This is a genomic window from Streptomyces sp. NPDC045955 (assembly GCF_056430805.1).
On sequence record NZ_JBWKKY010000024.1, the window covers coordinates 14,793 to 35,400 of the forward strand.

19 protein-coding genes and 1 pseudogene are annotated in these 20,608 nt (G+C 70.2%); 8 read left to right on the top strand and 12 right to left on the bottom strand.

What is annotated here, in order from left to right; all coding sequences use genetic code 11:
* Positions 1-9: 9 nt before the first annotated feature.
* The 4 genes from AC07F0_RS34010 to AC07F0_RS34025 all read right to left on the bottom strand — a co-directional run bounded on the left by AC07F0_RS34010 (position 10) and on the right by AC07F0_RS34025 (position 3,313).
* Positions 10-1,095, bottom strand: coding sequence for an ABC transporter ATP-binding protein (locus tag AC07F0_RS34010; RefSeq protein ID WP_478983784.1), 1,086 nt, complete (start codon positions 1,093-1,095; stop codon positions 10-12).
* 40 nt (positions 1,096-1,135) lie between these two features.
* Positions 1,136-1,966: an ABC transporter permease gene (locus AC07F0_RS34015; RefSeq protein WP_478983785.1), complete on the bottom strand. Its 831-nt coding sequence runs from the start codon at positions 1,964-1,966 to the stop codon at positions 1,136-1,138.
* Positions 1,963-2,766, bottom strand: a complete 804-nt coding sequence (gene modA, locus AC07F0_RS34020; RefSeq protein WP_478983786.1) for a molybdate ABC transporter substrate-binding protein — start codon at positions 2,764-2,766, stop codon at positions 1,963-1,965. The genes AC07F0_RS34015 and modA overlap by 4 nt, the downstream gene beginning before the upstream one ends.
* Positions 2,767-2,917: 151 nt before the next feature.
* A complete protein-coding gene (locus tag AC07F0_RS34025; protein WP_478983787.1) occupies positions 2,918-3,313 on the bottom strand; it encodes a TOBE domain-containing protein in 396 nt (131 codons plus the stop codon).
* A gap of 128 nt (positions 3,314-3,441) precedes the next feature.
* On the opposite strand from AC07F0_RS34025, the gene AC07F0_RS34030 reads away from it, so the two are divergent.
* Positions 3,442-4,038 (top strand): DUF1707 SHOCT-like domain-containing protein, encoded by a 597-nt coding sequence (locus AC07F0_RS34030; RefSeq protein ID WP_478983788.1) that lies wholly within the window; start codon positions 3,442-3,444, stop codon positions 4,036-4,038.
* An 11-nt stretch (positions 4,039-4,049) separates the two neighbouring features.
* Here AC07F0_RS34030 and AC07F0_RS34035 read toward each other — a convergent pair whose 3' ends face one another.
* The gene (locus tag AC07F0_RS34035; protein WP_478983789.1) at positions 4,050-6,029 is read right to left on the bottom strand and encodes an APC family permease; all 1,980 of its coding nucleotides are present in this window, start codon (positions 6,027-6,029) and stop codon (positions 4,050-4,052) included.
* A gap of 585 nt (positions 6,030-6,614) precedes the next feature.
* Here AC07F0_RS34035 and AC07F0_RS34040 point away from each other — a divergent pair.
* The 4 genes from AC07F0_RS34040 to AC07F0_RS34055 all read left to right on the top strand — a co-directional run bounded on the left by AC07F0_RS34040 (position 6,615) and on the right by AC07F0_RS34055 (position 10,866).
* The gene (locus AC07F0_RS34040) at positions 6,615-7,907 is read left to right on the top strand and encodes an extracellular solute-binding protein (RefSeq protein ID WP_478983790.1); all 1,293 of its coding nucleotides are present in this window, start codon (positions 6,615-6,617) and stop codon (positions 7,905-7,907) included.
* A gap of 6 nt (positions 7,908-7,913) precedes the next feature.
* Positions 7,914-8,912, top strand: coding sequence for a carbohydrate ABC transporter permease (locus tag AC07F0_RS34045; RefSeq protein WP_354739556.1), 999 nt, complete (start codon positions 7,914-7,916; stop codon positions 8,910-8,912).
* 71 nt (positions 8,913-8,983) lie between these two features.
* Complete coding sequence (locus AC07F0_RS34050) at positions 8,984-9,748, top strand: carbohydrate ABC transporter permease (protein WP_466097558.1); 765 nt, start codon at positions 8,984-8,986, stop codon at positions 9,746-9,748.
* 53 nt (positions 9,749-9,801) lie between these two features.
* Entirely contained in the window at positions 9,802-10,866 is a 1,065-nt protein-coding gene (locus tag AC07F0_RS34055; protein WP_478983791.1) for an endo-1,4-beta-xylanase, read from the top strand.
* Positions 10,867-11,394: 528 nt separating this feature from the next.
* Here AC07F0_RS34055 and AC07F0_RS34060 read toward each other — a convergent pair.
* From AC07F0_RS34060 to AC07F0_RS34070, 3 genes are all read right to left on the bottom strand, one after another.
* Positions 11,395-12,429, bottom strand: a complete 1,035-nt coding sequence (locus AC07F0_RS34060) for a LacI family DNA-binding transcriptional regulator (RefSeq protein ID WP_478983792.1) — start codon at positions 12,427-12,429, stop codon at positions 11,395-11,397.
* Between the two features lie 200 nt (positions 12,430-12,629).
* Complete coding sequence (locus tag AC07F0_RS34065; RefSeq protein ID WP_397625541.1) at positions 12,630-12,836, bottom strand: DUF5999 family protein; 207 nt, start codon at positions 12,834-12,836, stop codon at positions 12,630-12,632.
* 428 nt (positions 12,837-13,264) lie between these two features.
* A complete protein-coding gene (locus AC07F0_RS34070; protein WP_478983793.1) occupies positions 13,265-13,849 on the bottom strand; it encodes a hypothetical protein in 585 nt (194 codons plus the stop codon).
* A gap of 555 nt (positions 13,850-14,404) precedes the next feature.
* Between AC07F0_RS34070 and AC07F0_RS34075 the strand changes: the two genes are divergently transcribed.
* Positions 14,405-15,922 (top strand): glutamate-cysteine ligase family protein, encoded by a 1,518-nt coding sequence (locus AC07F0_RS34075; RefSeq protein WP_478983794.1) that lies wholly within the window; start codon positions 14,405-14,407, stop codon positions 15,920-15,922.
* A gap of 67 nt (positions 15,923-15,989) precedes the next feature.
* Positions 15,990-16,793, top strand: a complete 804-nt coding sequence (locus tag AC07F0_RS34080; protein WP_478983856.1) for a CPBP family intramembrane glutamic endopeptidase — start codon at positions 15,990-15,992, stop codon at positions 16,791-16,793.
* Between the two features lie 18 nt (positions 16,794-16,811).
* Here AC07F0_RS34080 and AC07F0_RS34085 read toward each other — a convergent pair whose 3' ends face one another.
* Both AC07F0_RS34085 and AC07F0_RS34090 read right to left on the bottom strand, forming a co-directional pair.
* A complete protein-coding gene (locus AC07F0_RS34085) occupies positions 16,812-17,630 on the bottom strand; it encodes a PhzF family phenazine biosynthesis protein (RefSeq protein ID WP_478983795.1) in 819 nt (272 codons plus the stop codon).
* 281 nt (positions 17,631-17,911) lie between these two features.
* Complete coding sequence (locus AC07F0_RS34090) at positions 17,912-18,304, bottom strand: hypothetical protein (protein ID WP_478983796.1); 393 nt, start codon at positions 18,302-18,304, stop codon at positions 17,912-17,914.
* Between the two features lie 181 nt (positions 18,305-18,485).
* Between AC07F0_RS34090 and AC07F0_RS34095 the strand changes: the two genes are divergently transcribed.
* Entirely contained in the window at positions 18,486-18,848 is a 363-nt protein-coding gene (locus tag AC07F0_RS34095; protein ID WP_478983797.1) for a VOC family protein, read from the top strand.
* 2 nt (positions 18,849-18,850) lie between these two features.
* Here the strand turns inward: AC07F0_RS34095 and AC07F0_RS34100 are convergent.
* Both AC07F0_RS34100 and AC07F0_RS34105 read right to left on the bottom strand, forming a co-directional pair.
* Positions 18,851-19,141, bottom strand: a pseudogene (locus AC07F0_RS34100) (IS630 family transposase); the annotation flags it as partial.
* Positions 19,142-19,369: 228 nt separating this feature from the next.
* Entirely contained in the window at positions 19,370-20,602 is a 1,233-nt protein-coding gene (locus AC07F0_RS34105; protein WP_478983798.1) for a hypothetical protein, read from the bottom strand.
* Positions 20,603-20,608: the final 6 nt, after the last annotated feature.

A 20,608-nucleotide genomic window follows, 5' to 3' on the forward strand; every position in this document is an offset into this window, starting at 1 on the left:
GCGAGTTCCCTATGCCGGGTATGCGTGTGTCTGCGTCGCTTTGACCGTCGCCCAGACCGGGGCGCCGGGGCGCAGGTCGAGTTCGGCCGCGGCGACCGTGGTGAGGTCGGCGGTCAGGGCGAGTTCGCCGGTGAGGTCCGCGCGGATCTGGTCGCCGTGCGTCTCCAGCCCGGCGACCTCGCAGCGCCACAGGTTGCGGGCGCTGGACCCCGTGGGGCGTTCGCGGTACAGGGTGACGGCGCCGGGCGGGAACGCCACGAAGGCCGGGCCGGAGAGCTCTTCCGTGGTCGTGATGGCCGGGCCGGTGCCGAGCCGGACGGTGTGGCCCTCGGCCCGCCCCCGGTAGAGGTTGAGGCCGACGAGCCTGGCGATGTAGTCCGTGCGGGGGTGGCGGGCGATGTGGGAGGGAGTGCCCTCCTGGACGACGTGGCCGTCCTCGACGACCACCAGACGGTCGGCCAGCACCATGGCGTCCAGCGGGTCGTGCGTGACGAGGACGGCCACGGCTTCGAACTCGGCGAGGTGGCGCCGGAGCTGGGCACGCACCTCCAGACGGGTGCGGGCGTCGAGCGCGGCGAGGGGCTCGTCCAGCAGCAGCAGCCGGGGCCGGGTGGCCAGGGCCCGGGCCACGGCCACGCGCTGGGCCTGGCCTCCCGACAGACGGCGGGGCTTGGCGCCGGCGTGGTCGGCCAGGCCCATCCGGTCCAGCCACTCGGCGGCCTGGGCGCGGGCCTCGGCCTTGCTCGCACCCCGGCAGCGCGGCCCGAAGGCGACGTTGTCCAGGGCGGTCAGATGCGGGAAGAGCAGGTAGTCCTGGAAGACGACACCGACCGGGCGGGACTCGGGCGGGGTGGCGTCCAGCGGGGTGCCGTCCAGCCACAGGTGACCCGATGTGAGAGGGGTGAGCCCTGCGAGTGCGCGCAGGGCCGTGGTCTTGCCGGCGCCGTTCGGGCCGAGCAGGGCGACGACGTCCCCGGGGGCGGCGGTGAGTGCGACGTCCAGGCGGAAGGGGCCGCGGTCAACGACGAGGTGGGCGTCGAGGCCTTCGGAGAGGAGGGCGGGTGCCGTGCCATCGCGGTCGGTCGTCTCGGTCATGAGAGCCACGTCCAGGGTGTCAGGGAGCCGGTCCGGGACATCACGGCGCCGTCATCCAGCGGTCGCGCAGGGCCGCCAGGACCGCGATGGACACCGCCAGCAGGACCAGGCTGAGGGCGATCGCCGCCGCCGGGTCGTTCTGCAGGGCCAGGTAGACCGCCAGCGGCATGGTCTGGGTGCGGCCCGGGAAGTTGCCCGCGAACGTGATCGTCGCGCCGAACTCGCCCAGAGCCCGGGCCCAGGCCAGTACGGCACCGGCCGCGATGCCCGGCGCGATCAGCGGCAGGGTGACCCGGCGGAACGCGGTGAAGCGGGAGGCGCCCAGGGTGGTGGCCGCCTCCTCGTAGCGCGGGTCGGCGGCCCGCAGGGTGCCCTCCACGCTGATGACGAGGAACGGCATCGCCACGAACGTCTCGGCGAGGACGACACCCGTCGTGGTGAAGGGCAGGGTGATCCCGAACCAGGAGTCGAGCCACTGCCCGATGACGCCGTTGCGCCCGAAGGCGAGCAGCAGGGCCACACCGCCCACCACCGGCGGCAGCACCAACGGCAGCGTCACCAGGGCCCGTACGAGACCCCGGCCAGGGAACCGGGTGCGGGCCAGCAGCCAGGCCAGGGGCACGCCGACGACCAGACTCAAGGCCGTCGCCGCCGTGGCGCAGACGAGCGACAGCCGCAGTGCCTCCCACACCTCGGGGCTCGTCAGCTGCTCGGGGAGGCTGCGCCAGGGCGCCCGTACCAGCAGGGCGATCAGGGGCAGGAGCAGGAACGCCAGGCCGATCAGGGCGGGCACCAGCAGGGGCACCGGCACCGACCGGTTCCGGCCACGGTGGCGATCGCGGCGGGGTCGGCTTTCCAGCGTGTCGGTCACGGCTTGAGGAACCCGGCCTCGGACAGCACCTTCTCGCCCTCGGGGGACCGCACCAGGGCGACGAACGCCTTCGCCGCCTTTGGGTTGGGTGCGTTCTTGAGCAGGGCGATCGGATAGTCGTTGACGGCCCGCGCCGACTCGGGGAAGCTCACGCCGTCCACCTTGTCACCCGCCGCCCGCACGTCGGTCCGGTAGACGACGGCTGCGTCGGCCTCCTTCAGCTCGACCTTGGTCAGGGCGCTCTTGACGTCCTGTTCGTACGAGACGGGGGTCAGCTTCAGGCCGCCGGTGTCCAGTGCCTTCTGGGCGGCGGCACCGCACGGCACGGTCCTGTCGCACAGGACGACCTTGAGGCCGGGCTCGGTGAGGTCCTTCAGGGAGGAGATCCGGTCGGGATTGCCGGGCGGCGTGGCGATCTCCAGCCGGTTGCGGACGAAGGTGACCGGCGTGCCCACCGCGTCCCGCTTGTCGGTCACGGTCGCCATGGTCTTGGTGCTGGCGGCGGCGAAGACATCGGCCGGGGCGCCGCTGGTGATGCTGGCGGCGAGGGTGTCGCTGCCGCCGAAGTTGAAGGTGACCTTCGTGCCCGGGTGCTGCTTCTCGAACGTCTTGCCCAGGGCCTTGAAGCTCTCCTCCAGGGAGGCGGCGGCGAAGACGGTCACCGTGCCGGAGGGTTTCGCGGAGGAGGTGCCCTGGTCCGAGCCCGTGGCCAAGGAGCAGGCGCTCAGAGTCAGCAGCGCGGCCGCGGACGCACCGGCGACCTGGAGGTTCCGGCGTGTCCGGTGCGCGGAACGGGTCATCTGGGCCACTCCCTCGGTATGCGGCGGAAGAGCCCGCAAGCTCCTCGATACGCCGATCATACTGACGCATCTGCGAGGGGAAAGTCAGCTGTGGCTTCGCATGAGCGAGGGAGAGTGGCCCGCAGGGTGGGTATGTGCGTTTCTACGGGCCTCAGGCCCGGTCGATATGGACGTTCGTCGACTTCACCCGGGCCGTCGCCTCCATGCCGACCTCCAGGCCCAGTTCCTCGACGGCCTCGCGGGTGAGCAGGGAGACGAGGCGGTGCGGGCCGGCCTGGATCTCCACCTGGGCGGCGACGTCACCGAGCTTGATCGCGGTGACGATGCCGGGGAAGGCGTTGCGGGCCGACGTGTACGGGGCGTCCTCCTCGGCGGCGCCGGACCTGGCGAGTTCGACGGAGAACGCGGCCAGGTCCCGTCCCTCGACGAGCCGCCGCCCGGCCTCGTCGCGGTGGGTGGTGATGCGGCCCGCGTCCGCCCAGCGCCGGGCGGTGTCGGGGCTCACGCCGAGCAGTCGTGCTGCCTGGCCGATCGTGTAGGACTGCATGCCGGTCACGATAGGGGCGCCCGGCGGGAACGGCGGATGCGGGGTTGGCCGTTGGGTATAACGCGATATAGCGTTAGTCGTCGAGTGGGCGGGCCCGGTGCCGTGCCCGGGGAGATCGGGGTGATGTGATGGCGGGGGACCTCTCGCGTGCCGGTGGACCACCCGAGGTGAGGGCCTCGCATGCGGACCGGGACCGGGTGGTGGATGTGCTGCGCGTCGCCGCGGGGGACGGCCGGTTGACCTTGGAGGAGCTCGAAGAGCGGCTGGAGGCCGCGCTGTCCGCCCGTACGGTGGGCGAGCTCGCCGTGCTGACCGTGGATCTGCCCGAAGAGACGGGCGGGAGGGGGGCGGAGGCGGAGGAGGTCGACCGGATCGAGCAGGAGGGGTCCTCGACCCGGCGTGGTGACGGCTGGGTGGTGCCGCGGCGGCTGGAGATCCGGTCGGCGTGGGGCGAGGTGACGCTGGACTTCACCGACGCGGTGATCACCCGGGACACGCTGGACATCGAGCTGGACATGCGGGCCGGCGCCCTGAGGCTGCTGACCCGTCCGGGGGTCGTGGTGGACACCGGCGGGCTGGTGACGAACTACTCCCAGATCAAGGCGCGCGCCGCGGCCGACGGGCCGGTCGTGCTGCGTGTGCGGATCACCGGCGAGATCGACTACGGGCAGATCGTGGTGCGTCCGCCCCGCAGGGGCTTCGGTCGGCGCAGACCCAAGGGCTGACTCGCCCTGACTCAGCCCACGTGCACCTTCGGCCGTCGCTTGCGGTCCGGTTCCGCCTCGCGCAGGACCTCGCGGGTCACCGGGGCGACCTCGCCCTGGCCGAACAGGAAGAAACGCAGAAGGTTGGCGAAGGGGCCCCCTTCGGTCCACTCGAAGTAGATGTGCGGGGTGCGGCCGGTCATGTCGCGGACGTACAGCAGGAGCGCGGCCAGGGCATTGGGGACTGAGGAGGACTCCAGGGTCAGAACGCGGTAGCGGCCGTGGAGCACCTCGCCGCGTACGGTCAGGCCCGCCTCGAACTCGGACGGGTCGGTGACCGTCACCTCGACGAAGACGAAGTCGTCCTGTCCCGGTACGTCGTTGTCGTGCCGGATCTGCTCGATCTTGTCGCGGTACTCCGCGATGTCACGCCGGTCCGGCTCGTTGGCGATGAACCGCATCCGCCGGCTGGCCATGTCCCGGACGAAGCGTTCCGCCATGTCGTCCAGCGTCACGCCGGTCACGCGGAGCTCGAACGACCGGGCCAGCCGGGACAGCAGGGAGACCAGGAGGATGCCGGCGATGAAGCAGGCGCCGATCTTCACACCGTCCGGGCGCTCGATGACGTTGGCGACGGTCGTGTAGAGGAACACCGCGGAGATGACCGCGAAGGCGATGGTCCAGTAACGCTGCCGGGCCTTGCGTGCGGCGATGGTCACCGCGATAGCGGCGGAGCTGATCAGGACCAGCACACCGGTGGCGTAGGCGCCGCCCTGCGCGTTGACGTCCGCGTCGAAGATCCAGGTGACCAGGAAGGCGATCAGAGTGAAGACGATGACCATGGGGCGGACCGCCCTGGCCCAGTGCGGGGCCATCCCGTAGCGGGGCAGGTAGCGCGGCATCAGATTGAGCAGGCCGGCCATCGCGGAGGCGCCGGCGAACCACAGGATGGCGATCGTCGAGGCGTCGTAGACGGTACCGAAGGTGTTGCCCAGGTAGTCGTGCGCCAGATAAGCCAGCGCGCGGCCGTTGGCCTGGCCGCCCGGCTCGAACTCCTTCTCGGGGATGAGGAGGGTGGTGATGAAACTGGTGGTGATCAGGAAGCCGCTCATGACGAGGGCGGCCGTGGTGAGCAGCTTCTTCGTGTCGCGGATGCGGCCGGCCGGCCGTGCCTCCGTGTCGTCCGGATCGCCCTTGACGTGCGGCATCACGGCCACGCCGGTCTCGAACCCGGAGAGGCCGAGCGCCAGCTTCGGGAAGACGAGCAGGGCCACGCCGATCATGGCGAACACATTGCCGTGCTGGGTGGTGAGGGCGCCGGCCCAGTCGGTGACCACGTGGCCGGCGGTGACCACGTGGTAGAGGCCGACGGCCACCACGACCAGGTTGAGCGCGAGGTAGGCGCCCACCAGCGCGACCGCGACCCCGATCGCCTCCAGGAAGCCCTTGAGGAACACCGCGCCGAGCAGCGCCACGAGGGCGAGCGTGATCAGTATCTGCTTGTCGTGCAGGACACCGGTCAGATGCGGGTTCTCCACGAGGTGGGTGGAGGCGTCGGCGGCCGACAGGGTGATGGTGATCAGGAAGTCGGTGGCGGCGAAGCCCAGCAGGGTCAGCACGAACAGCTTGCCCTGCCAGAAGGAGAGAAGCCGCTCCAGCATCGCGATCGAGCCCTCGCCGTGCGGGCTCTCCTCGGCCACCCGGCGGTAGACCGGCAGGGCGCCCGCCAGGGTGACGATCACCAGCACGATCGTCGCGACCGGCGACAGCAGTCCGGCGGCGAGCGCCGCGATGCCCGGCTGGTAGCCGAGGGTGGAGAAGTAGTCGACGCCGGTCAGGCACATCACCCGCCACCAGCGCTGGCCCTTGTGCGGGGGCTCCGGCGCGGCGTGGGGCCCGGTGTGGCCGCCGCCCTTGCCCATGTCGGACAGGCCCTCCAGCATCCAGGCGCGCAGGCGACTGGAGGGAGCGGGGTCCGTACGGCTGAGTGGCGTGTGCTCAGTGGTGGCCATCGACGTGCTCCCGATGTGCGGTTCAGCGTGGTTCCGGCCATCACTGGATGGCCCGATCAGCGTAAGCGGAGCGTGATGCCGTGGCCTGTGGATGAGGTCACTGAGAGCGTCAAGCTTCCGTTAAGACTGGCGGCGGGGGCGGTCGCGGCAGGCGTGGGGCGTCAAAACGCGTGTTGAGGGCTCATGGGGACGCCGATCGAGCCGCGCAGCCTCGCCTGCGGGTGAGGGGCGAGCGCCCGCCGGGGCTTGAACACCCTCCGTGATCGCGGCCGCGTCGTTCACAGGGCACCGGCCTTCTTGTCGCCGGAGGCGGTGACACCTACAGTGCACCTTCGTAACGTTCGCCGAACCAGCCGAAACATTCGCATCCTTCGTCGACTCTCGTCGAAGGGACTGGCGATACTGGGGAGGCTGTTGCCGGTCAAGGTTCGTGCGTCGGCGGGAGATTGACCGTGCACAAGGGGTTGCCAGTGTTTGGCGCCTGTCTCTAGGGTGCGGCATCAACGAAGCTTTCTGGATCTCTTCCGAAACTTTCGATCCAGTGGACGGACGCGGGAGCGCCGTCCCGTACCCAAGGAGCGCATGATGGGCGACCCGGCACTGTCCCGCCGCGGCTTCCTGGCGGCCTCCGCCGCGGCCGGTCTCGGAATGACGACACTGAGCGCATGCGGCGGGGACTCGGACGGACGGTCGTCGGGGACGACCACGATCGAGTGGTGGAACATCTCCACCACCGAGCCGGCCAAGACCGTCTGGGCCGCCCTCGCCCGGAAGTTCGAGGCGCAGAACCCCAAGGTCAAGGTAAAGATCGTCCAGCTGGAGAACGACGCCTACAAGTCGAAGATGACGGCCCTGACCTCCTCCGGGAAGCTGCCCGACATCTTCCACACCTGGGGCGGCGGCGTGCTCAAGCAGCAGGTCGACGCCGGACTCGTCGAGGACCTCACAGACCGGACCAAGCCCTGGGGCGACGCCCTGCTCCCGGTCGCCAAGGAGCCGTACCTGATCGACGACAAGGTCTACGGCATCCCGTTCGACATCGGCATGATCGGCTTCTGGTACAACAAGGCGCTCTTCGACCAGGCCGGCATCTCCGAGCCGCCGACCACCTGGAGCGGTTTCCTCGACGCCGTGCGCAAGCTGAAGGCCGAGACCATCACCCCCCTCGCCCTGGCCGGCAAGGAGAAGTGGCCCGGCATGTACTACTGGGCCTACCTGGCCATGCGCACCGCCGGCGCCGAGGCGTTGCAGAAGGCCTACGAAGCCAAGGACTTCACCGGCGCCCCCTTCGTCGAGGCGGGGCGGCACCTCGAGGAGCTCGTCGCGCTCCAGCCGTTCCAGAAGGGCTTCCTCGGCGCCGCCTACTCCAGCCCCACCGGCCAGGCCGCCGCCGTCGGCAACGGCAAGGCGGCCATGGAACTCATGGGCCAGTGGGCGCCGGTGGTCCAGGCCGACGCGGGCAAGGGCCTCGGCAAGGACCTCGGGTTCTTCCCGTTCCCCGCGGTCGAGGGCGGCAAGGGCGCCATCACCGAGGTCTTCGGCGGAGGCGGCGGGCACGCCCTGCGCCGGGGCGCCCCGCAGGCGGCCGTCGACTTCCTGAAGTTCTTCGCGTCCGAGGCCACCGACCTGGAACTGGTCAAGAAGACCGGCACCCTGCCCGTGGTCCCGGCGGCCGAGAGCGCCATCACCGACCCCAACATCAAGGCCGTGCAGGAGCAGTTGAAGAAGGCCACCGGCTTCCAGCTCTACCTCGACCAGGCGTACGCGCCCGCCGTCGGCCAGGAGGTCAACGACAGCGTCGCCGCGCTCATCGCCGGTTCCCGGTCGCCCGAGCAGGTCGGCCAGTCGATCACGAAGACCGCGAAGGAAGAGCAGTAACCGGCGATGACCTCCACGTTCCTGCCGGACAAACGGACCGGCCGCGACGCCGGCCTCCCGCCCCCGGCCACGGACCGGTCCCGGAGCCGGGCCCGGCGGCGGGCACTGAACTGGCTGACCGCGGCCGGCTTCCAACTGCCCGCCCTGGTGCTGTTCATGGGGCTCGTCCTGCTGCCGATGCTGTTCGCGCTGTACGCCGCGTTCTTCCGCTGGGGCGGCTTCGGTATGCCCACCGACTACATCGGCGGCGAGAACTTCACACGGCTCTTCCAGGACGACGTCTTCCTGGGCGACCTGTGGCGCTGCCTGGTGCTGGTGGTGCTGTCGCTCGTCGTCCAGCTGCCGTTCGCGCTCGCCATGGCCGTCCTGCTCAACCAGCGGATGCGCGGCCGGGCGGTGTACCGGATGCTGTTCTTCGCCCCGTACGTCCTGTCCGAGGCGATCACCGGAATCCTCTTCGGCATGATCTTCGCCCCGGACGACGGCTTCGCCGACCAGGTCCTCGGCAAGGTCGGGCTGGACGGGCTGGGCGGGGAGTGGTTCGCCGATCCGTCCACCGTCATGGCGACCCTGTTCCTGGTCATGACCTGGAAGTACTTCGGCTTCCACATGATGCTGTACCTGGCGGGGCTCCAGGCCGTCCCCAGGGAGCTGACCGAGGCGGCGCTGATCGACGGAGCCGGCCCCTGGCAGCGCTTCCGCAACGTGACGCTGCCGCTGCTCGCGCCCACCCTGCGCATCAGCGTCTTCCTGTCGGTCATCGGGGCCATCCAGCTCTTCGATCTGGTGTGGGTGACCACCGCGGGCGGACCGGACCACCACTCCGAGACCATGGCCGTGACCATGTTCCAGTACGGGTTCAAGCGCTACCAGGTCGGCTACGCCAGCGCGATCAGCGTGGTCATGTTCGGCATCAGTCTCGTCTTCGCCCTCGCCTACCAGCGGTTCGTGCTCCGGCGCGACCTGGAAGGGGCCACGACCACCATGCGGGGAGACGGAAAGTGACGCACAGTCGGACATCCCGCAGGGGCAGGAACCTCCCTCTGCATCTCGTCCTGGTCCTCGTCGGCGCGGTCATGGCCGTCCCGCTGCTCTACGCCGCGCTCTCCGGCTTCAAGACCACCGACGAGCTCTCCCGCAACCCGGTCGGTCTGCCCGAGTCGTGGGTGACCTCCAACTACACCCAGATCCTCGGCTCGGGGGACTTCTGGCGGCTGATCGGCAACAGCACGCTCATCGCGGTGGGCACGACCGTCCTGGTCGTCGCGGTCTCCGCGCTGTCGGCCTTCTCCTTCGCGCGGTTCGCCTTCCGCGGCCGGGAGGTGCTGTTCACGCTGTTCACGATGGGGCTGATGTTCCCCTTCGCGGTGGCGGCCCTGCCGCTGTTCCTGCTGCTGCGCTCCCTGGACCTGCTGGACAACCCGCTCGGCGTGATCCTCCCGCAGGCGGCCTTCGGGCTGCCGATGACCATCATCATCCTGCGGGGCTTCTTCCGGCAGATCCCGGGCGAGTTGGAGGAGGCGGCGACGCTCGACGGATGCAGCTCGTTCGGCTTCTTCTGGCGGGTGCTGCTGCCCATGGCGCGGCCCGCGCTCGGCACCGTCTCCGTGCTGGCCGTCGTCACCAGCTGGAACAACTTCTTCCTGCCGCTGCTGGTGTTCACCGACGCGCAGTGGTGGACCCTGCCGATCGGCGTGCAGCAGTTCCAGGGGCAGTACTCCGCGGAGTACGCCAAGGTCTTCGCCTATCTGGTGCTGGCCATGGTCCCCGCGCTCGCCTTCTACTCGGTCGCCGAGCGTCAGCTCGTCGGCGGCCTCACCGCGGGCGCGACGAAGGGCTGACACGCGCCGCGGACGTACGGCTCACCCACCCATCGATCGTGAGGAGTCGCACCATGCGCAAGACCGCTCCACGGCTCAGACTCGCCGGGGCCCTCGCCGCCGCCCTGATGCTCGGCGGCATCGCCACCGGGCCGACGGCACAGGCGGACGAGCGGCACGGCAAGGAACCGACCCTCGCCGACCTCGCCCAGCGGCACGGCCGTTACTTCGGCAGCGCGACGGACAATCCCGAGCTCGGCGACGCGCCCTACACGGCCCTGCTCGGCAGCGAGTTCGACCAGATCACCCCCGGCAACGGCATGAAGTGGTACGCGACCGAGCCCCAGCAGGGCGTCTTCGACTTCTCCCAGGGCGACGAGATCGTGAACCTCGCCCGCGCCAACCGGCAGAAGGTGCGCGGGCACACCCTGGTCTGGCACAGCCAGCTGCCCGAGTGGCTCACGGGACGGGAGTGGACGGCCCCGGAGCTCAGGGCCGTGCTGAAGAAGCACATCCAGACCGAGGTGCGGCACTACCGGGGCAAGGTGTTCGCCTGGGACGTCGTCAACGAGGCGTTCAACGAGGACGGTACGTACCGCGAGTCGGTCTTCTACAAGACGCTCGGGCCCGGTTACATCGCCGACGCGCTGCGTTGGGCGCACCAGGCCGACCCGCGGGTCAGGCTGTACCTCAACGACTACAACATCGAGGGGATCGGCCCGAAGAGCGACGCGTACTACAAGCTGGCCAAGGAACTTAAGGCCAGGGGCGTCCCGCTGCACGGCATCGGCCTCCAGGCCCACCTCGCTCTCCAGTACGGCTATCCCACCACTCTGGAGGACAACCTCCGCCGCTTCTCCCGGCTCGGCCTCGACACCGCGCTGACCGAGGTCGACATACGGATGCAGCTGCCCGCGACCGAGGAGAAGCTGACCCGGCAGGCTGAGTGGTACCGGGACCTGACCGAGGCCTGCCTGGAGGTGCGCCGCTGCGTCGGTGTCACCCTCTGGGACTACACGGACAAGTACTCGTGGATCCCGGCGTTCTTCCCGGGCGAGGGCGCGGCCCTGCCGTGGGACGACCAACTGGCCCCGAAGCCTGCGTACTTCGCAGTGCGTGAGGCGCTCGGGGGGAGGTAGGGGGGTGGGTGGCGCCCCGTCGTGGGGGCGGGGCGCCGTCCTGACCGTGCCGGGGAGCCGACTTGCCTGCGGCCGGGGCCACAGTGCGTTGCTTCGGCGGCCATGGATTGACATGCGGAGAGTCGGCAGGTGCCAGGTGCCAGGTGCCAGGTGCCAGGTGCCAGGTGCCAGGTGCCAGGTGCCAGGTGCCAGGTGGCAGGCGGCGTGTGGCGGGAGGCGGCGTGGCGGCAGGGGCGTGGTCGCCTCGGGGCACGCCTGGGGGAAAGCCGCGGTACGCCTCGCGTTACGCCTGGCGGGCCGCGGCTGCGCTCGCGCCGGCCACTGGTCGAGGCAACGCGCCGTGCCGAGGGAGGGGGCGCCGTGGGGGGCGGACCGGCAGAGCCGGCCGCAGTCACACCCGCGGCCGGGGGGCCACGCCCTGCCGCCTTGCGGCAGCGCCCCTGAGGTCGGCAGCGCTTCTTCGGCTGGTCCCGCCGTGCCTCGTCGGCCTCCGCCCGGTCGGGCGGGTTTGCCAGGTGCGGCCCGCCGTCAGGCCCGCGCAGCCGGAGGCGCCGTGCTCGACCGCACCACCAGGTGGGTTCCCAGCTCGACCCGGGGGGAGGCCGGTTGTTCGTCGCGGGTCAGGCGGAGCACCGTGCGCACGGCCAGTTTGCCCATCTCGGCCAGGGGCTGGCGGACGGTGGTCAGGGGCGGAGCCGACCAGCGGACTTCCGGAAGGTCGTCGAAACCGACCACGCTCTTGTCCTGCGGCACCCGCAACCCGCGTCGGCGCAGTGCCTCGATGGCGCCGAGTGCCATCTGGTCGCTGGCCGCGAACACGGCGGTCGGTGGCTCGGGCAGGCCGAGCAGGGCCTCGCAGGCGGTGAAGCCGGACTCGGGGCGGAAGTCGCCGGGCACGACGAGTGACTCGTCCATCGCGATGCCGGCGCCTTCCAGAGCCGCGCGGTAGCCGTCCAGCCGGGCCCGGGAGCACAGCAGCCGCGGCGGTCCCGCGATCAGGCCGATCCGGCGGTGGCCCAGGGAGAGCAGGTGCTGCGTGGCCGCCATGCCGCCCGACCAGTTGGCGGCACCGATGGTGGGAGCCTCCAGCGCGGGCGAGCCCACCGGGTCGACGACGACCAGCGGGACGCCGAGGATGCGCAGTTCCTCGTGGAGCGTCGGTTCCAGGGCCGAGGTGACGAGGATGACGCCGTCCGAGGCCCGGGCCCGGAGGTTGCGCATCCACTCGCGGGCGTCGCCCGAACGTCCGTGGATGGCCGACACCACAGTGCCGACCCCGGCCGCGTGCGCGACTTCCTCGACCCCGCGGATGATCTCCACGGCCCAGGGGCTGTCGAGGTTGTTGAAGACCAGGTCGAGCAGGCCGGCCCGGGTGCCCGGGGCCGAGGGGCGCTTGCGGTAGCCGTGCCGAAGCAGCAGGTCCTCGACGCGGGCCCGGGTCTGCGGCGCCACGTCGGACCGGCCGTTGACGACGCGGGACACGGTCGGTACGGACACGCCGGCCTGCCGGGCGATCTCCGTGATCGTGACCTTGCCCCCGGCGTCGGCCCCATGTGCTGCCACTTGCCCCACCTCCGTCGACGGGTGACCCCGAAACTTCCAGGAGTCTTCCGGAAAACGGGCATCCGTGGGAAGGCGTACCGTCCCGTTCCTGGCTGTGACGGTGAGTGACGGCACCCGGACACGCGTCGGGGCCGGTTCGCAGGGTCTCCTGCGGCCGGCCCCTCATGTCTGCGGGCGGGAGGTCACGCCGCCCGGCGGCCTCAGGCGGCCGTCATGATCTGGCTGGAGGCCAGCGGACGGTGCGGGGCGATGACCCGGCCGTCCGGCAGGAGCTCGCCGGTGTCCTCGAAGAGCAGCACGCCGTTGCACAGCAGGCTCCAACCCTGCTCCGGGTGGTGCGCCACGAGACGGGCGGATTCCCGGTCGGCGGATTCGGCTGACGGGCACGGAGTCTGGTGCTGGCACATGGGTGGGATCTCTCGCTGTGTCGTGGTGGATGGGATCGCTGAGTCGGATGTCGTGTCTGTTCCGCGGCTGGAAGTGTCGTTCATGGCCGCCCCCGTTGTGATAAGTCGTCGGAACCCAGTGTTGCCCCACGGGCGTCGATCCGCAGGGATTTCGCGGCACCGCTTCTCACAGGTTCATGACGCATCACCCGCGCGGACGGTTCATCCCAACTGGACTGTCACTTCGGATGGTTCGTGGGGGCCGAATAGGGCTAGTCCGGTCGGGCAGGTGATCCATTCCGGCTCGTACGAGCTATTGAGCGCTCATGCGAGCGAATAAGAGTGGCGGAACGAAAAGCGCGACCCCGACGCCGGAATTCGACGACGGGGCGCGGAGAGCTTCGGTGTGCTGACGGCTTCGGCTTGTTGAGGGCTTAGGGCGCGGTGCTTCAGGCGGGTGAGCCGAGCAGTCGCGTGGGAGTCACCCGGTGGGTCAGGACCGGGAGCAGTTCGGCGACGCGGTGCGGGCGGTGGGCCGCGATGCCGGGGGGTGCGGGGGCCAGTGGGACGAGCAGGTCGGTGGCGGCGGGGTGGCCGGCGGCACCGTCGGCGGTGCAGTCCTCGTGCAGCCAGAGCGTCAGCATGTACAGGCCGGGCACGGACAGCAGGCGGGGCTGGTACGGCTGCGGCATCGTCTCGGCCTGGCGCAGGGCGCGCTCGGTGGAGGCGATGTACGGGCCCTCGAAGAAGCGGGAGAAGGCCCAGCCGTCGGGAGTGAGCATGGTCTCCGCCGCTGCCACCGCACGATCGCCGCAGCGGATCAGGAAGCGCCACCCGGCCAGCCGCGTGGCCGACACCCCCTCGGCCGTCACGCGGTCGAGCACGTGGACGGGCAGAGGGAGCTCGGGAGTGGCGGGTCCCTGTGCGCGGAGCAGGGAGGGAGTTCGGGCCTCGCGGACCACGGTGGGAGAGGAGAGCGCAGTCAGGACGGAACGGAGTGCGGGCGCGGGAGCCGGGGGGACATGCAGCGGCATGGTGGGTCGCCTCTCAGTTCAAAGGCACGGTGGCACGAGGGCGGGGGCGGACGGCGCTGTCAGCTCACGGGGGTCAGACAGGCAGGGGCCGGGGTCTCAAGAACGAGAGGGGGGTGGGTCCGCCGAACATCGCCTCGACGGCATGACCCATCGACCGTGGGCGCCAACCTTCTGCCTTGTTCGCGGAGTTTATACGACACGGGTTGAGACTATGTTTCGTCTAGCCGTTTCCGGTGAGTAGAACAAGGGTACATTCGGTCGGCGATACGCGAGAATTATCCCGATTCCACGCGGGGGTGCACGGCGGTGACCTCGGTGATTGCTCCCGCGGCGGTCGGCCTATTCTCGTCGGCATTTTTCACGAGTTCGCGCGACCCCGAAACCCGGGCCGCTGCGTCATGCCGAGTGAATGTGCCACCGGTCATGCATGACCAGCGTAGCGGGCGACGGGCCCGTCCGGGACGTTATCGATCGCTTTCGCTGGGCATCCTCCTCCTGACCGGGACCCCGGCGGCCGGATCTTCGGTCCGCATCATTCCGAGGAGGGACGCTTCGATGGGGGAGAAGGTCGTGGCAGGCGGGTTCGACCTGTCCGATCGCCAGCGCTACCGCGACAAGCTCCGTCGGTGCCTGACGGGCTTGGAGCGACTCCTGGCGGAGAAGCGGTTCGATCGCCCCAAGAACCTCATGGGGCTGGAGATCGAGTTGAATCTCGCGGGCACCGACGGCATGCCGAAGATGTTGAACGCGCAAGTCCTGGAGCGTATCGCGAGCCGCGATTTCCAAACAGAACTCGCCATGTTCAACCTGGAAGTCAACATTCCCCCACACCGTCTGGGCGGTCGGGTATTCGATCGTCTCGCAGAGGAACTTCGTACGTCACTGGCATATGCCGACCGGAAAGCCGGCGAAGTCGACGCCGGAATCGTGATGATCGGTATTCTGCCGACCCTCGACCGGGACGACCTGGTGTCGTCGAACCTCTCCGACGTCGACCGCTACACCCTCCTCAACGACCAGATCGTGGCCGCCCGCGGCGAGGAGTTCACCCTCGACATCGCCGGCGTGGAGCACCTCAGCTGCACCTCCAAGTCCATCGCGCCGGAGGCCGCCTGCACCTCCGTGCAACTGCATCTCCAGGTCACCCCGGCCCGCTTCGCCGACGTGTGGAACGCGGCTCAGGCGGTCGCCGCCGCGCAGATCGCCGTCGGCGCCAACTCGCCGTTCCTGTTCGGCCGTGAGCTGTGGCGCGAGTCGCGGCCCCCGCTGTTCCAGCAGTCCACCGACACCCGCCCGCCCGAACTCCAGGCCCAGGGCGTCCGGCCGCGCACCTGGTTCGGGGAGCGCTGGATCACCTCGGCGTACGACCTGTTCGAGGAGAACCTGCGCTACTACCCGGCGCTGCTGCCGATCTGCGACGACGAGGACCCGCTGGAGGTGCTCGACCAGGGCGGCGCACCGTCCCTCGCCGAGCTCGTCCTGCACAACGGCACCATCTACCGCTGGAACCGCCCGGTCTACGGCATCGCCGACGGCGTCCCCCACCTGCGCGTGGAGAACCGCGTCCTGCCCGCCGGGCCCACTGTCATCGATGTCGTCGCCAACGCCGCGTTCTACTACGGCCTCATCCGGGCCCTCGCCGAAGAGACCCGGCCGGTGTGGACCCGGCTGCCGTTCGAGGCCGCCGCCGCCAACTTCGACGCCGCGTGCAAGGACGGCATCGACGCCCGTTTCACCTGGCCCCGGCGCGGCCGTTACGGCGGCACCCAGCAGGTCGACGCGGTGAGCCTGGTCCGCGACGAACTGCTGCCGCTCGCCGAGGCCGGTCTGGACGCGTGGGGCGTGGAGCCGGCCGACCGCGATCTGTACCTGGGTGTGATCGAGGAGCGGTGCCGACGCAGGACGAACGGGGCGAGCTGGCAGGCCGCGACCTTCCACAAGGCACTGGACGCGGGACACCCGAGGGGCGCCGCGCTGGCGGCCACGACCCGGCGCTATCGCGAGCTGATGCACAAGGGGGAGCCGGTACACACCTGGCCCGTGGGGTCGCCGGAGCCGGTGCCGCTGGGCTGATGCGCCGCCGGGCCGATCTCCTGCTGCCCTCATACTGATCCGACAGGTCGGTGAAATGGAGGCAGGTGTGCAGGCGGAGGCGAGCCCGGTGGCCGACGATTCCATTCCCCAGCAGCGGCTCTCGCGGCGGATGCTCCGCAACGAGACGCTGCTCGTGCTGGCGCTCTCGCTGGGGGCGAGCGGAGTCTCCGCCCTGATCAGCTTCATCGGCTCGGTCACCAAGCCCGGCGGGCTGAAGGACCAGGCGGCCACGATGAACGCCTCGGCCGCGCCCGGCCGCCCGTGGCTCGACCTGGCCTGGCAGCTCTTCGGGATCACGACGGCCCTCGTGCCCGTCGTGCTCGTCGCGCACTTCCTGCTGCGCGAGGGCGCGGGCCTGCGCACCATCGGATTCGACCGCACCCGCCCCTGGCCCGACCTCGGCCGTGGGGCGACGATCGCGGCGGTCATCGGCAGCACCGGGATCGCCTTCTACCTGGCCGCCCGCGGCCTCGGCTTCAACCTCACCGTGGTGCCCGAGGCGCTGCCCGGCGTGTGGTGGAAGTACCCGGTGCTGATTCTCTCGGCGATCCAGAACGCGGTGCTGGAGGAAGTGATCGTCGTCGGCTACCTGCTGCGCCGCCTCGGCCAGCTGGGCTGGACACCGATGGCCGCGCTGGTGGGCAGCTCGGTCCTGCGCGGCTCGTACCACCTCTACCAGGGCATCGGCGGCTTCATCGGCAACATGGTCATGGGCGTGGTGTTCGTCTACCTGTACCGACGCTGGGGCCGGGTGGGCCCGCTGGTGGTGGCCCACTCGCTGCTCGACATCGGTGCCTTCGTGGGTTACGCCCTGCTGGCGGGCAAGGTCGGCTGGCTGCCGACGGCGTAGGAGACGGGGGGCTTCGTCTCAGGCCAGCAACTCGCCCTCGATGACGGTGACCGCCCTGCCGGAGAGCAGGGTGCGGTCGCCGCGCAGCTCCGTGCGGACGCGGCCGGAGCGGGGCGAGGCCTGAAGACCGGTGAGGCGGGGGCTGCCGAGGCGTTCGGACCAGAACGGGGCGAGCGCGGTGTGGGCGCTGCCGGTCACCGGGTCCTCGTCGATGCCGACGTTCGGGAAGAAGCAGCGTGAGACGAAGTCGTAGCCCCGGCCGGGTTCGTCCGCGCACGCCGTGGCGATGACGCCGCGCTCGGACTGGGCGGCGAGGGCCTTGAGGTCGGGGACGAGGCCGTGCACCGTCTTCTCGTCGGCGACCTCGACCAGCAGGTCGCCGACGTCCGGGCCGGTGTCGAGGACCGTGAGCGGCTCGGTGCCCAGGGACTCGGCGAGGCCGTCCGGCGGGTCGATCCGGGTGAGCGGAGCGGTCGGGAAGTCGAGCGTGACGGAGCCGTCCTCGGCGGGAGCGGCGGCGAGGACGCCGCTGCGGGTGGCGAACCGTACCGATCCCTCGTGGGTGCCGGTGGTGTGCAGGACGTGGGCGGTGGCCAGGGTCGCGTGGCCGCACATCGCGACCTCGGTGGCCGGAGTGAACCAGCGCAGCGCCCAGTCCGCCTCGCCGCCCTCGGGCAGGGGATGGGCGAAGGCCGTCTCGGCGTGGTTGACCTCCAGCGCGACGTTCTGGAGCCAGGTGTCGTCCGGGAAGGCGTCCGCGTCGTTCAGAAGAACGACCCCGGCCGGGTTGCCGGAGAAGGGGCGATCGGTGAAGGCGTCGACGATTCGAATCCGCATGCTCCGACGCTAGAGGCTCGCCGCAGCAGCGGACCAAGGCCAATTCGCGAGCCCTGGACCGATTCACTCACGAGCCTGTCCTCTCGCCGGGCGCTCACCGAGGCCGACGCCGCGCAGTCGCCTGTCGGCGCGCCCGTACGGCCAGGGCGCAGACTGCGCACCCCGCCCCGAGGAGGCTGGAGCCGCCCAGCCGTAGGCGGCGAAGGCGGCGGTGGGTCGCTGCCGCGCCGAAGGACCCCTGGTCCTTGCCGTAACCCTGGAGAACCAGGGGTCGGGGTTGCTCAGCCCTCCCGGGGGCCGTCGAGTCGGAAGTGCCAGACGACCGCGATCGGGGACTCGTCCAGGGCCGCGGCCGACGCTTCCGGGCACCGGTGCAACAAGTCCCAGGACACCTGGGTCGGGAGCGGGTCCGGGGCGGTGCCGGGGTCGAGGGAGTGGCGCGGACGGCGGGGTTCCTCGCAGTGCCGGGCCTGGAAGCCCAGGGGGAGGGCTGCGGCGAGGTAGGTGCTGTGACGGCCGGTGCCGCAGGCCGCGTCCAGCGCCGTGCCGACGGGCAGGCCGTCCAGGATGCGCCGGACCACGGGCTGCTCGATGTCGATCACGTCGTAGTGCGGCGCCCAGGCTCGGTAGGGGTGCGGATCTCTGCGATCCGGGCCTCGACGAACGCCTGGCACTCCTGCACCTTGGCTGATTCGACGGTCGAGAGCCATGGGATTTCCAGTGCCAGGGCGGCATGGCTAGTGCCGCATCAGGCAACGTTCGCCCTGTCGTGTTGCGCGGGCTGACTCGCTCCGGTGCCAACGGCGTGTGTGGGGGTTTCGGATAGGCTCAGGCATGCGATCTCGAACAGGCGGCATGTGGTGGGGCACCACGATCGAAGCGCCGGACCCCAGCGGTTTGGCGAAGTTCTATGCCGAGCTCCTCGATTGGCAGATCGGGCACGAAGAGCCGGGAACAGCCATTGTGGCTGCCTCACCGCAAGGACCGTTCTTCGTTTTCCAACAGGCGGAGGGCTATCGGGCTCCGGTGTGGCCACCGGCCGACGGCGACCAGCGCCCCATGATGCACTTCGACTTCCAGGTCGGCGACCTGGACTCGGCGGTCGCCGAGGCGGTGGCCCTGGGCGCCACCATCGCGGAGTTCCAACCACGGGAGAACGTCCGGGTGCTCTTCGACCCGGCCGGCCATCCTTTCTGCCTGTGCCGCGACGACGAGTAGTCGGCGACGTTCGCCCGGTCGACGACGGCGCGTAGGCGCCGGTCGTCGGCATGGCGGTTTCGCCAGATGATGTAGCGGCGGATCATGCTGCCCTGCTCCTTGTGGCTGGCGTGGTCGGTTCCGTCGATCGTGAAGTAACGCAGGGCGGTGAACTGGGCCTCGATGCGGTTGAGCCAGGAGCTGTTGGTCGGGGTGTAGGCGATCTCGACGTTGTTCGCGGCAGCCCAGGTGCCGACCCTCCGGTACCTCTTCGTGGTCAGGTGCGGGGAGAAGTTTTCGCAGACGATCGCGATGCCTGCAAGGTTCGGAACACCAGCGAAAAGGGCGGTTGCGTTCGACGACGGTGCCGCAGTGGGCGCAGGGTGCTCTGTGGACGGTGTGCCGGCGGGCGCCTTGGGGCGAGAGTGGGACGCGCTTCCGGCGGGCGATCAGGCGGCAGCGGTCGGAGCACCATCGTGCGGGTCGCCCCTTGACCCTCCGGGAGTGCAGGGGTTGGAAACAGTTGCAGCATCGCGTGTCGATCAGTGCTCGTTGCAGGTCAGTAAGGGGGCGTCCCGTGACCGGGGCCTGGTCTGCCAGACGGCAATGATCCATTCGTCGAGGAGGTTCTGAAGTTCGGGCAGCGACCACAGCGTTCCTTCTTCCAAGCCCCGGCCGCGGCGGTCTGTCGTCGAGCCGGTGTAGCCCGCGACGAACTGGGCGAACAGGGTGGCAACAGAGCCCAGGGTCTCCTCGATCGTGCCCTTGTCGGTCGGCGTCGCCTTGGGCGCTGGCTGCAGGTTGATACCCAAAGAGCGGCAGGACGCGCGGAAGGCGTGCGAGATGAAGACGCTGCCGTGGTCGCAGACGATCGTCTCCGGCACGATCACCGGGCGAGCGGCCGCGTGCTCCAGGCGCTTGTCGATGCTCAGCAGCCGCCGGTGCGGCAAGGCTGACCGGGACATCCGCAAGGCTTCCGCCCAGCCAGGACGCATCGCCTCAGGGGTAACGCTGCGAGCCAGCAGCGCGGAGGCGTCCGCGGCCTTCGTGGAGGGCCGCAGCACCGCAGCGGTGATCGACCTGGTTGCGATGTCGACCATGCCCGTCAGTTCGACCTTCTCGGCGACACCGTCATCCAGTCTCACCAGCACGTCCATCGGTGTGGAATCGATCTGCATCAGCTCGCCGGGCGCACTCGCTGGCACTTCGCCGAATGGCCCAGATGGCCGTGCACCGATCGAGCGGCGGGTTCGGGCCGACCCGGTGGCGTGGGTGCCCGTGGCGAGCTTGTCGAACAGCCGATAGAGCGTGGCCCGAGACGGCAGTTCAATGCCGGTGGTCTCCTCCTGGTCGGACAGGATCTGCTTGGTCCGCCAGATGATGAAGCCGATCGTCCTCGACGATGCTTCGGCGGTCTCGGCAGTCGCCTGTCGCATGGCCTCCACCACGGCGGGCTCGACCTGGCCGAAGGCCTGCATCTGCTTGGCTGACCGGCGGTTCGCCAGCCCGACCAGCCCATCGCGCTGGTAGCGCTGGCGCCGCTGCTTGATTCCGCTGGCTGACACCTGGTGCCCGGCTGCCGTCAGCTCCGCAGCCTTGGCCCGCTCGCGCTGGGCCAGCGAGTGTTGTCCCGGATCGAACTCCGGCCGCGGCTTGGTCACTTCTGGAGCATCTGGCGGCAGGCCGTGCAAGACCTCCAGGATGTGCCTCTCCCACCAGCGGGCCTGTTCAGCTGCGGCCTCGGGAAACTCCGCGATGCGGGACGTCTGCGGCACTCGCCT